This is a genomic window from Dehalococcoidales bacterium, from assembly GCA_030698765.1.
In the GTDB taxonomy this organism is placed as follows: Bacteria; Chloroflexota; Dehalococcoidia; order Dehalococcoidales; family UBA2162; genus JAUYMF01.
The window spans coordinates 1-12,208 of the sequence record JAUYMF010000085.1; the positions used below are offsets into that span (position 1 = coordinate 1).

Here is a 12,208-nt window from a genome sequence, read left to right on the forward strand (position 1 = left end):
GGCCGCGTCAGTTATCCCCGAGGCATTACCCGCAGTTACCGAGCCGTCCTTCTTGAAGACGGGAGGCAGCTTACCCAGAAGCTCCATCGAGGTTTCCCGGGGATGCTCATCGGTATCAAATAGCTTGACCTCTCTCCTTACCTGGACTTCAACCGGGACCGTTTCCTGCTTGAAGGTGCCGTCCTTGATTGCCGCTATTGCCCTCTGGTTACTGACCAGGGAAAATTTGTCCTGCTCCTCTCTACTGATGCCGTATTTTTCGGCGATATTCTCTGAGGTCAGACCCATGTGATAGTCATAGAATATCTCCCATAGTCCGTCATGCACCATACCATCAATCATCTGAGCATTGAACATCCTGGCCCCCCATCTGGCGGCGGGCATATAATAGGGAACCGTGCTCATGCTCTCCATACCGCCGGCAATAATCACCTCAGCGTCACCGGCTTTTATCGCCTGAGCCGCCAGCGCGACGGCTTTTAGGCCGGAGCCGCAGACCTTATTAATGGTATAGGTATTCACTTCCTTGGGGATACCGGCGTAGATGGCTGCCTGGCGGCTGGTATTCTGTCCCTGCCCCGCCTGAAGCACGTTACCCATGATAACCTCGTCAATCTCCACCGCCGGTAAAGACTCATCCCAACCACCGTGTTTCTTCTCCAGGTCAGTCAGGCCAGCGTCCTTAAAAGCCGCCGGCGCATAGCTCAGCACCTCAGCGCCCACCTTCGGTCTCAAGCCGGCTTTCTTCAATGCTTCCCTGATGGCAATACTGCCCAGCCTGACTACCGGGACATCCTGCAACGCTCCTCCATAATTACCGATGGGCGTCCTTACTCCACTAACAATGACAGCCTCAGTCATCCGTCACCCTCCTTAACAAACAGTGATTTTAACAACCCGTTCTCTATCCGGCACAGTCTTTTCCGGAAAGACTATTTTGCCTCATATTTAGGCGGCCTTCTCTCAATAAATGCCCTGGCTCCCTCCATGAAATCGGCGGTAGTGCGTATATGATTAGCCAGGTCTCTTTCCAGTAGCAAGCCTTCTTCCAAAGGCAGGCTGTAACCCTTAATCATCGCCTCCTTGACCGCCCTGACCCCCAGAGGCCCCGCCCGGCAGATAGTCTCCGCCCACTCTCTGGCGGCAGGCATCAGCCGGTCAAGAGGTACCACCTTATTCACCAATCCTATACGGTATGCCTCCTGAGCGTCGATGCGCTGTCCCATAAGCAGCATCTCGGCCGCCTTAGCCCGGGGAATAAAGCGGGGTAACCTCTGCGTACCCCCACCGCCGGGCATAAACCCAATAGTTACCTCCGGCAAACCCAGGCTGGCATGCTCGGCGGCTATCCTGATATCACAGGTCAAAGCCAGCTCCAGGCCACCACCGAGGGCATAACCATTGATGGCGGCAATAAACGGCTTCCAAATCTGGTCAGCGCGCACCCGCTCGGCAGTCCCCTGCCGCGCCGTCGCCGGGCCGGGACGGAACCCCGTGATATCCGCCCCCGCCGAAAAAGACTTCTCGCCCGCCCCGGTAATAATGCCTACCCAAAGCTCAGAGTCATCACGGAAATCAATCATCGCCTCATTCATTTCCTGACTGACATCAGCGTTGATAGCATTCATGACATCAGGACGATTGATGGTAAAAACAGCAATTCTGCCTTCTTTCTGGTAATCAACAGCCATGATAACTCCAGCCGCAACAACTCCGGAGAACTCAAGAGCCGAACTTAAAGGCAACTCCTCCAGGGAATGGCATCACCCCTGATACCGGTCTTGCCACAACTCAACCGGTAATAAGAGGAATCCGTTTTGAATTCTAGCAGATGGCTTACGGTATCGTCAAGCTAAACAGAACCGGGTACAGAGGTTTGACAGCCTGCTGTCGACAGGCTACAATAATAAACCGTGGCAGCGTAGCTCAGTGGCAGAGCAGGGGACTCATAAGCCCTTGGTCGGTGGTCCGAATCCACCCGCTGCCACCATTTAATCGTTGTTACCGATTATTAAGTTTAGAAAGGACTCCGATCAATTATGGCGGAATACATTGGATTAGTGGCAGGTGGAATAGTAACTCTGGGTCTGGTTCCACAGGTTATTCGTGTATTCAAGCTAAAGAGTGCTCGTGAAATAAGCGCCCTCTTTAGTATTTTGTTTCTAGTCGGGATGACACTGTTTTTGGTATACGGGATCTTGCTTAATCTCCGACCGATTATCATCTGGAATTCAATAGGGTTGGTACTGGTTTCTGCTCTTTTGTTTGGGAAATTGAAGTACGGACGGCAATAGGTTTTTCTTTACTCAATAATCACAACCTGTTGTGCTGTTCCCTGCATAGGCCAGGACTCCATAACAGGCCCGGAAAACCATATTTGTACCCATTGCCTGGTTTCCAATGCTGCGAACGTTGCATTACGGAGTTTATCACCGTCCTGCCGGAAAATTAATGTATCGTCTTCTATGGTGACAGTGTATCTGGCAACAATCTTATCAGCATGAGATTCTACTGAAATCTGGCCGGATATACCCCCTTCCTTAATCGGGTGAATTTCAGTGATAAAACCGATGAAATCCGCTTCAGTTTCTATTGGTTTAGTAACTGAAGCACAGTCTACGGATACAACCATCAATCCGATAAGCAGCCCTGCTAATCCGACCAGTCTGACATACTTCATGGGTTATTATAACACCTTGCTAGTGATGTGCGGAGCCCCGCATAGCGGCACGCTACGTCACCAGTGATTATATCACTTCCTCCATCTGATCCAAACCCACCCGTTGCCACCATTGACACATCCGACGCTACGCTTTCCTCTCGGTTTGATATAACCGTTTCAAATTGATTGTAACTGTTAACGCGCCGGGCTACCCTTCGCGAAAAAAGACAGGGATGAGAACGTGAAGTTCTCATCCCTGTCACCATCAATGAACTATAACGGGTCTTACTTTATACTGGCTGCCTTAATATCCGCTGCGGTATCTATGCCAAGGGTTAGCGGGAAGGAGACATGGTGACGCCGGTTGGAGACCATGTCATGGAAGATGGCGATGCCTATATTGTAGGTCTTGCCCGCGGCGAACACCTTATCCTCAGGATTACCGGTGTTCAATGCGCGGCGCATCTCTACAACCCATTTGCCGTCGGTCCATGTACTGTTGAAGAGCAGGTCAGCACGGCTGCCGTCCGGAGTCTGCAGGATGTACTTGGAGAGAATATCCCCCTCCTTAAAGATGGCCGACGGGTCAAGCGGCACTACGTTCTGGCCGCTGACCATCGGGAAATCCCGCAGCTTCTGCTCGAACTCGGATTCGGGGATGGCTTTGAAGCCGGTCTTGGACTCATCATACATGAACTCAGGCTGAGCGGGCGAGCTCCATATCCCTTTGCCGGGGTCGAATTTACGGTACTCGAGAACATAGCTGTCATCGCCGTAGCCGATGGGGCCGGAGCGGGCGCCCCGCCACTGCCACAGGTCGAGGAACTGGCCTTCGTCAAGAAGAGTCTTGATTTCCTCGGCGCTCTTGGTCTTGTCCCAGCCGCCCGTTACGTCGGTCTCGGTGCGGCTTATCAGCAGATACTTGCGGATGTCGGTGCGCTTCAGCCCCTCATCTCCAAAGTAAGGGTGCGCCTTGACCTCGGCGGAGGTAGGCTCGTTGGGCATAGCACGCATGCTATTGTGGCAAGTGATGAAGCAGCCGGCTTTCTCAAAACCAATGGGAGCGCCGTCAAAGGCCGGGATATCGCTGTCGGCGATGTTTAAGGCTATCCTGTCCTCGTAGCTGTTGTCGACACCCGGTGCCGTTTCAGGCTTCGGACCGCCCCAGGATTTCCACTCTGTACCGTTGTAGCGCCAGAGGCTATGGGTGACGCCGGGACGTTCCGCCGCATATTCAAAGCGCATGTAAAGATACTGGTCATCAATAGCCGCTTTCACATCCACGTCCACGGTGGGCTTCTTGCCGGGAATGGGGTCGGGTTCGAGGGTGGCATGACTGACCAGCTTCTGACCCAGCGTGGCCTCCTGCCCCTGATGGCAGGCCAGGCAGCCGGTGCCGGTATTGACGGCTGAACTGCCGGGGTGCTGGGGACTGGTGACGAACTCCCAGGATGCCTGGGCCGGATAAAAGAGGGTCACCTTTTTGCTCTGCACCTGGCCCCAGTTGCCGGGGAAGGTAAAGAGTCTCGCCGACTCGAAGCCGGGTTCAGCCGCGGGTGGCGGAGTGGTTGGTTGTGTTGGGGTAGTGGGTTCTGTCGGGCCGGCGCAGGCGAGAGCCAGCGCTGTCAACGCCAGCAGCATCACCGCCCCCAAAACAATTCGTTTTTTCACCTTGAATACCTCCTCTAGGTAATTTTCCGCAAATGACACCGTCTAATACTGTACTAATCGCTTAGTACTATATCGGTAGTAATTTACCAGAAGAGGTTAGTGCTGTCAAGGATATGTGCTGGCTAATACTAAGGATATATGCTGGTTAATATGCTTAGGGACACCTTGTATTTTCCCAGTATTATGCCTGTTTATATCTTTGCTTATTCCATTCCTTTCTCCTGTAAGACGAGGGGGAAGTAGCGGGAAAATTCAGGCTATAGAGAAGGTTGAGCCGGAACTGACGGTGCTGGTTGGAAAGAAGCCTCAGCGGCACAGAAAGGCCCTGAATAAACAACACGCGGGTGCGGGAGTCAGACCACAAGAAGCAATATTGTAAACACGACGGCAACAAGCCCGAAGAAGAGCCAGCGATACTTCCCTGACGGCTCCGCGACGCAGGTGTAATTCTCAAAAAGCCGTCGTATCCGGTGTTCCGCAGAGCTTGTAGATGAAAGTAAACAGGTGCTCGGCTCGCGGTCGTAGTGTCCCTGAGTCAGGCGACAAGCCTTAACCAGGCAGGAAGCTAAAGCCAGTGGGCGACCGCTTGTACGAATCGCCAGGTCGTCCGTTGCTTCCTCCTGGGCATGAGAAAAGCTGCGGCAGGCGGTTTGCGCAAAGGGACTGAACGCCAGAAGGCGGCGACTTGCTCCGACAACGACACCAAACAGCGTATCTTTCCTTTTGATGTGCCCTAGTTCATGAGCGAGCAGACCTTCCAACTCTTCGTCATCCAGCATGAGCACCAGTGCCCTGGAGAGCACGATATAGGAACCAAGAGGACCGAAGGCGATACTGCCGCAAGTACTCCTATCCGTCAGTACCAGCCGGACAGGGGACATATGCAGTTTTGACACCACTGGCTGCAGCATATCATTACACCGGAGCCAGAGAGCTGACTGCTGATGATGCTGATGCCGCCAGTCTAATCTATAGCAGACTGCCCCGGCTAAAGACTGAAAAATATAGGTAACCCCAAAGAACAGCAGCAGTCCAGCCACACTCAAAAAGACCGCGGCTATCAAAGGTGACATGCTGATTATAGAATTCAGAAAGTGTTCCAGGGGAGCGGAGTGGGGCTCCGGGAAGAGAGGCCGGATTAACAGGTGAATCAGCGGCACTCCAAAAACGGGAAGCAATACGGGAAGGGCAGAAAAGCGAACCCGCCAGGCAGGGTCAGTGATACTGAAGCAGCGTATTACAACCACCACCACAACCCAAACGAGCAAACTGGCCACGAGTAATTCAAGTAGCAGCTCGTAGGCTAGCATCCCCAAAGACTCAATCATCCGGTATCTCCGTCTCTTTATTACGCAAACGGACGATAGCTTTCTCAAGCTCAGACAGCCTCCGGGGGTCAACCTTGGCCATACGGTCAACCAGATAGGTCATAGCTGTCTCCGTAAATCGGTTCAATGTACTGACCACAATCTCATCTATCTTGTTCCGGGTAAACTCGTCGTTAGATAAGACAGGTGTGTAAACGTAGGCACGGTTCTGTCTACGACGTTCGAGTACTCCTTTACCGGTCAGGTTGCTCATGATGGTCATGACTGTCGTGTAAGCTATTGCCCGCCTTGTCAGAAGCACCCGGTACACGTCTCGCACCGTGACCTCTCCCATTTCCCATACCAGGTTCATCACCTCGGTTTCAACCGGCCCCAGAGATATGGATGGAGAAGAATTGCCGGAGTCCCTTGCCCTGTCCATAAGTATACCCTCATCCTGACGTTAAGTATTGCCAGGGAATGTCAGGCAGAAACACTTTCCTGATCTGACATTAGTCCGTTACTTGCTTGAACACGTTCAGCACCAGGCACTATCGACAATTAATCATAACACTCCAGGAAATAATGTTCAATGAGATGCCGGGACAGGCCGGAAAGATATCTGAGACCGGGCGAATGATGCCGGGCGTAAAGCCACATTCCGGTGTGGCGCATCCAACACTCCGTTAGCTCGCCCAAGTGGAGGCGTTCTGACTATTATTTGAAAACCTAACCTCTCCTTTTTCTGACAAGCAAGAGCGTCAGGATGATAAATATCACGATGGCCGCGGCCAGGCTACCGAACAGCGCCCAGTTTGTTCCGGGTATCGTAGCAGGCGACGGTATCTGCTCCGTACCCGGCGGGGGGGGAGGTGAAGGTACAGGTGACCGGGTTGGAGATTGAGGTTCCGGTATCACCGGGGGGCTGGCAGGCTCCGTTGTCGGGGTGGCTGGCGGCGGCGCCGGTTCTGAAGGTTGGGGTAGTTGAGCCAGGATACCGAATATAGTGAAATGTGATACCTTCGCCGAGACGGTATCGGCCTCGATATCTACGGTGCTCTCCAGCGTCACCCACTTCGAGCCATCCCAGAAGGCGATCGCCAGGTCTGTCTCCTTTACGCCAGCCGATAAAGCTGCCGGATCAAATGCCAGTGTCAGGGTAATAGGCGGGCTGAAGGTAACACCGCTCGGCCCAAACTCTTTACTGACAACCACGGTATGCTGCGGTGGCGCCGGGGGCACTGTGGCCGGTGCCGTCAGGGATATGACAGAGAGCGTAGTATTTGCGCTGATCTTCAAGGCTGTGCTCTTAGAGATGGTAATGGTCACTTTCTTCTCCGGGTCGGTGAACTTATATTCATCCTGTGACTTGCCCGTGGAATCAAGCTCCAGTTTCTTATCCCCTGACAACCCGATAAGGTTGACACTGGTGGCCGGCAGCGCTGTCCCACCACCTCCACCACCTCCACCTCCACCACCGCCACTTGAACTGCCGATGGTTACCGTGAGGTCAAGCCTGGTCACCTCGCCGCTCTGCCAGGTAGCCGTCCGGCCGGCAGCCACACCGTTAATAAAGAAACTCAGGGTAGTCCCCGGGGATATATCCCCCTGCACGACCAGTTTAGGAGACAGGGCTCCTTCTCCGCCGTATATTCCGGATGCGGTTGTCGTCAGCGGGTTCCCTTCACTCTGTTTAACTCCGGTCCCCCTTGCTTCCACCATGGTGCCCGCGGGAGCGGGAGCGCCGTTTATTGTCAATTCGCCATAGAAGAAATGCGGCAATGACGGTGGCTGGGCCAGAGCGGGAACGCTCGCGCCCAGCAGCAGGAAAAACGCGCCAAGCAGAGCAAGCACAGTTCTGATCATACCCTTACCTTTCCCGGGGAGGAACGGGGTTTTCCGTCCTCCCCTGACCATTATATCTCTTACGGCACTAACGGAGTGGTGTTGAAGCCGAACAGCGTATCAGGATTGTCCATGATTACCCAGTAACCTTTGAACGGGATCAGGTCACGCACCGGGCCGCCCCGCACATACTCCCAGGCAGACTGGTTATAGCCGGGGCTGATGACGACAGTGTACCCGTTGAGTCCTCCCGGTGCCTGCTCGATGTAGACCAGCGCCAGGTTCAACGCCTGCGCCGCAAAAGCCCCGTCTGTAAACACCGGCGCCGGACCGACCAGGTTCAAGCCCGCGCTTAGCTCACGGCTTGGTGGAGCAGTCGCTCCGGTGGCCGGAACCATAGTCGCTGCGGCCGTCGCGTCCGCCTTCACTTTCACGTAAACCGCTTCCAGAGGGCGCAGCTCATCAGCGCCTAAAAACTGCTGCCACTCACCGTCTTTCCAGCGGATAACCACTTCCACATTCTCGATGGTTGAAGCATCGAGAATCATGTCCATCGTGTTCATAACAGGCTCCAGTGCCACCGGAGTGGACAGCAAGCTCCATCCGGCGGATAGATTGGCTGTAAAGGCTGTCGGCGCTGTTTGAGGTTGCCGGACTATTTCGCCCGGCAGTGGCTCTGCCGTGTTGCCCGCGCCGTCGGTGGCCGTTACGGAGATGGTGTTCGTCCCGATACTAAGGGCGGCGTTAAAACTCCAGTTAACACCGCTCATTATCGCGGACACCGGCGCGCCGTCATTGACAGAAATCCTTACCACCGCTCCGGTCTCCGTAGTTCCCGATACGGACTGGCTGACAAGTGTGGTCGGACTGGTAACCGGATTGAGGGTAAGCGCCGGTGGGGTGGTATCGAGGGTTACGGTGGCTGTAACCCTCGTCAGCACGCCGTCATCAGTGACGCTGGCTCTGACGGTATTGGTTCCCTCAACAAGACCGCTGATTTCGGCGCTCCAGATGGAGCCATCTACGGTAACAGTCTCCACTGTAGCAGAGGTGCTGACCGTGATTTCAGGGCTCAAACCCTCATTTATTGTGCCGGAGACAGTCTGGGTGGCGACATTGGTCGGGCTGGTAACCGGGTTTATGGTAAGAGGAAGCGCCGGAATGGACTCGCCAAATGAATCCTTGCCCGGTATCCGCCGGAGCGTATCGGGAGAACCCTCCGGAATGAAAAGCTCCGGATGGTCGAAGGGAGCTGATGATGCCACTACCCGGGGGTCAGTCAGCGATTTCATGAATTCAATTACGGCGTGTTCTGAGACCTCGTTATTGAGTGTATTCGATAAACCACCGGCGATATCGGCATCAAGGTCGTGGACATTCTCCGCCGGGTGGTTGCCGCCGCGGATGTACATGTCGAGCACGTCATCGAGGTTCTCCACGCCGCCGTTATGGAAATACGGAGTAGTCAGCTCGATATTACGCAGACCCGGCACTTTGAAAGCGCCCTCCGCGTTGACCGGAATGTTGTAGGGGACAAGGAAGGGGTCCAGTATCGGCGTGGAGAAGGGTATCTTGCCCTCTGCCTGGAGCTTGGCCAGCGCCGAGAAGGAGAGGGGGTAACGCTGGCCGGTTAGCGGGTTAATATGGGGCTGTGTCCCGCCCCGGCCGATGTCGTCAGTCGTCCGTGTGACCGAGGTATTGTTAAAACCATCATCATAGATGACCTGCCTGCCGTCGGCGACGAACATCATCTCGATAAGACCATGGAGACTGTCATTCAGGTAGCGGGACGCGCTGACCGAGGCATTGGTGAACTCGACGCCGGAATGACAGACATTACACTTACCGGTACCATTGAAGATAGAGAACCCCATCTTCTGCTGTTCGGTCAAGGCGTTGGTCTCACCGGCGAGCCAGAAGTCAAATGGAGTCTGGTCGGATATCAGGGTGGACTCATAGAGCTGGATGGACAGCCCCCAGAATAGGGAGAAGTTGGCCTCCATCTGTGTAGCCGGTGTAACCACAATTTCACCGCCCGGCAGACGCTCCCGAATGCTGACACCGGTCACAGGCTCGAGTGAATTCCACAGGTAGTCCCGGAAAGAAGCTTCGATCAACTCAGCATAAGAGTCGTGCAGGCCGGGGGCGTATTCAACGCTCCCATCAGGGTAACGCATTGAATTGGAGAGACCGCCCAGCACACTGTCATCGTGACTGACAAGCTGCTTGCCAAGCGGAACGAGACTCAACATTTTCCTGCCTAGCTCGGGGAAGGTGCGTCCGGCGGCGGACATTTCAACGGGGTCAAGCGCCGGGCCGGTAGCCTGGGACGCCAGGCTGGCAAACTCGATGCGCACCGGACGCTTTACCAGCCCCTCCACCGGGTCATTGAACCAGACGCCGGCGTCCGGGTCGGCCAGACCGAAGGGGTTTTCGCCATTGAAGATAAAGCTGGCCCGTCCGTCCCAGAACTGGTTGAAGTTAAAGGCGGCATCGTAAATAGTGGGCGCCTGGCGTCCCGTCACCTGTCTCACGTTTACACCGTCTACGTTAAATACCGGGTCGGGTACGGGCACCATGTCATCAACCGCGGAGCCGGGTACTACGGCCACAAAATCAGCTTTTTTCACTCCCTGGGAGCCGACCACATCCCTGTAGTCACGTATAACCGGGTCGGACTGGAGGTGTCCCTGGTTCGCCCGCTCGTGGAAAGGGAAAATGTTGCTGTTATTAAAATCGAGCGTCTCATTGACGCCAGCCACGACTTCGAAGATGCCATCGGCCCCCGGGTTAACCGTGTTCTTCATCCGGCCATCCGCGCCACCGGTAAAATGACAGGTAGCGCAGGCTACCACGCCATCACTCCCCGCCTGCATGTCCCAGAAAAAAGCCTTACCCAGCTGGACGGCCACAGACTTGTTCTTCACAAACAGCGACAGGTTCGGCGGCTCGGGGACCGGTGTCTGGTTAAGGGGTTGCAAATTCGGGGGCGGCACCACTACCTGCTTCAGTGTAAATAGCGCTTCTATAGTGTGGTTAGCGCTCACGTTACTGAAGGTGTAGCCTGGTTGCGGGTTAATGAAGCTGTCGTCAATCATGATGCCGCCGATGGTGTAACCGGAGTTGGGAGTAAAAGTGAATATCTGGTTGGCGCCCGCATTTACGCTGATATTACCGGAGGGGCTGACAGTCCCGCCCGCGGTAGCCGAAGCGGTGATAGTGAAGCTAGTCTCCAGGGCAGCAGCCGGCAGGGGAAGCTGAATAGCGAAACTCAGAAGCGTGACAATGCTAAATGAGACCAGCAGATTTAGAAAGAACTTTTTCATGTACGCTCTCCTCCCGCCAGCGGGTGACAACAATCAGACTTCTTAACTCCCCAACGAACTTCCTCTTCACCGGCGATCTATACTGTTTTGTTTATTATGGCTCATCTCAATTCTATGATTTCCGGACTGCCCCCACAATACGTATGATTACTGAGTCCTGATTGTGGAAAATACTAAGAGTGCGTAAGTCAATAGTTCCAAAATACGTAATGGTCATCCAGAAGGAAGCTAAGGATTTCCCGAAAATATTTGCCCGACCTACTTGACAAGGTCAGCAAACTTGTGATATAAAAATCTGAATTTCCGGGGAACAGAGGGGGAGCACTGGTTTACCCGGTCAAGATATTGACAAAAGCCTCAGGCAATTCTATAATCTGGGCAATGGTTGGTTTGGTAGGTAGCCTGAAGTTATCCCCCAATTTAGATTAAAGAACCCTTCACAAAGACCCCGATGATGAGGAGAGGCGTCAAATGCGGGACTACTTAATCAGAAGGATACTGTTGCTGGTACCCACCCTGCTCATGGTAACCATGATTGTCTTCTTCCTGGTCCGCTTCATCCCCGGTGACGTGATTGACCTGATGGTACGTGAGATGGCCGAAGAAGCCCGGGCCGGGGGCATGGAGTTCACCGCTCAAGTCTTGAGAGAGCAACTGGGACTGGACTTGCCGATACATGTACAGTACGGGAGATGGCTGGGGAATGCCATCAGGGGTGACCTCGGGACATCCCTGTGGACACAACGACCCATCGTCGAGGACATACTGAGACGCATCCCGGTATCCTTTGAGCTGGCTTTTCTGGCGCTGATAATAAAGCTGTTAATATCCATCCCCATTGGCGTTTGGTCGGCAATACGGCAGGATACAATGAGCGACTACGTCGGCCGGACCATTGCCATTGTATTCATCTCCGCCCCCAGCTTCTGGGTAGCGACGATGATAATCGTCTATCCCTCTATATGGTGGGGCTGGTCGCCCGCCCTGGAGTACATCCCGATAACAAAAGACGTGATGGGGAACCTGGTGCAATTCATAATCCCGGCCAGCATCATGGGCATGCTGGCAACCGGGACCACAATGAGGATGACGCGTACCATGATGCTTGAGGTACTGAGGCAGGACTATATCAGGACAGCCTGGGCCAAGGGACTGAACGAACGGACAATTATCATGAGGCATGCCCTGAAAAACGCGATGATACCGGTAATCACCGTGATAGGACTATCACTGCCCGTTTTGATTGGGGGTTCGGTGGTACTGGAGAATATATTTGTCCTGCCCGGCATCGGCCGCCTTCTGGTTGAAGCTATCAACCAGAGAGACTACCCGGTAATTTCGGGAATAAACATATTTGTCGCTTCGTTTATCCTAGTCGCCAATCTGCTGGTCGATCT

The 12,208-nt window shown here is 54.2% G+C and carries 9 protein-coding genes and 1 tRNA gene; 2 read left to right on the forward strand and 8 right to left on the reverse strand.

What is annotated here, in order from left to right; all coding sequences use genetic code 11:
- Both Q8Q07_03870 and Q8Q07_03875 read right to left on the reverse strand, forming a co-directional pair.
- Positions 1-861, reverse strand: an 861-nt coding sequence (locus tag Q8Q07_03870; protein ID MDP3879428.1) for a beta-ketoacyl synthase N-terminal-like domain-containing protein, incomplete at its 3' end; no start/stop codon positions are given.
- A gap of 71 nt (positions 862-932) precedes the next feature.
- Positions 933-1,745, reverse strand: a complete 813-nt coding sequence (locus Q8Q07_03875; protein ID MDP3879429.1) for an enoyl-CoA hydratase-related protein — start codon at positions 1,743-1,745, stop codon at positions 933-935.
- A 170-nt stretch (positions 1,746-1,915) separates the two neighbouring features.
- Between Q8Q07_03875 and Q8Q07_03880 the strand changes: the two genes are divergently transcribed.
- Positions 1,916-1,990: transfer RNA gene (locus tag Q8Q07_03880), tRNA-Met, on the forward strand.
- Positions 1,991-2,302: 312 nt separating this feature from the next.
- Here the strand turns inward: Q8Q07_03880 and Q8Q07_03885 are convergent.
- From Q8Q07_03885 to Q8Q07_03910, 6 genes are all read right to left on the reverse strand, one after another.
- Entirely contained in the window at positions 2,303-2,680 is a 378-nt protein-coding gene (locus Q8Q07_03885) for a DUF3221 domain-containing protein (GenBank protein MDP3879430.1), read from the reverse strand.
- Between the two features lie 267 nt (positions 2,681-2,947).
- Entirely contained in the window at positions 2,948-4,333 is a 1,386-nt protein-coding gene (locus Q8Q07_03890; protein ID MDP3879431.1) for an ethylbenzene dehydrogenase-related protein, read from the reverse strand.
- Positions 4,334-4,686: 353 nt separating this feature from the next.
- The gene (locus Q8Q07_03895) at positions 4,687-5,661 is read right to left on the reverse strand and encodes a M56 family metallopeptidase (GenBank protein ID MDP3879432.1); all 975 of its coding nucleotides are present in this window, start codon (positions 5,659-5,661) and stop codon (positions 4,687-4,689) included.
- Positions 5,654-6,082, reverse strand: coding sequence for a BlaI/MecI/CopY family transcriptional regulator (locus Q8Q07_03900; protein MDP3879433.1), 429 nt, complete (start codon positions 6,080-6,082; stop codon positions 5,654-5,656). Before Q8Q07_03900 ends, Q8Q07_03895 begins: the two co-directional genes overlap by 8 nt.
- A gap of 287 nt (positions 6,083-6,369) precedes the next feature.
- Positions 6,370-7,506, reverse strand: a complete 1,137-nt coding sequence (locus tag Q8Q07_03905; protein MDP3879434.1) for a hypothetical protein — start codon at positions 7,504-7,506, stop codon at positions 6,370-6,372.
- Positions 7,507-7,565: 59 nt separating this feature from the next.
- Positions 7,566-10,811 carry a cytochrome c peroxidase gene (locus Q8Q07_03910; GenBank protein MDP3879435.1) on the reverse strand — a complete coding sequence of 1,082 codons (3,246 nt, stop codon included), beginning with the start codon at positions 10,809-10,811 and terminating at the stop codon, positions 7,566-7,568.
- Positions 10,812-11,282: 471 nt separating this feature from the next.
- Between Q8Q07_03910 and Q8Q07_03915 the strand changes: the two genes are divergently transcribed.
- A partial coding sequence (locus Q8Q07_03915; protein ID MDP3879436.1) for an ABC transporter permease occupies positions 11,283-12,208 on the forward strand: 926 nt, incomplete at its 3' end.

Bases quoted from the DNA above. Each gene is read 5' to 3' on its own strand.
- Q8Q07_03905 (MDP3879434.1), bottom strand. From the start codon at position 7,506: ATGATCAGAACTGTGCTTGCTCTGCTTGGCGCGTTTTTCCTGCTGCTG.
- Q8Q07_03885 (MDP3879430.1), bottom strand. From the start codon at position 2,680: ATGAAGTATGTCAGACTGGTCGGATTAGCAGGGCTGCTTATCGGATTG.
- Q8Q07_03895 (MDP3879432.1), bottom strand. From the start codon at position 5,661: ATGATTGAGTCTTTGGGGATGCTAGCCTACGAGCTGCTACTTGAATTA.
- Q8Q07_03900 (MDP3879433.1), bottom strand. From the start codon at position 6,082: ATGGACAGGGCAAGGGACTCCGGCAATTCTTCTCCATCCATATCTCTG.
- Q8Q07_03910 (MDP3879435.1), bottom strand. From the start codon at position 10,811: ATGAAAAAGTTCTTTCTAAATCTGCTGGTCTCATTTAGCATTGTCACG.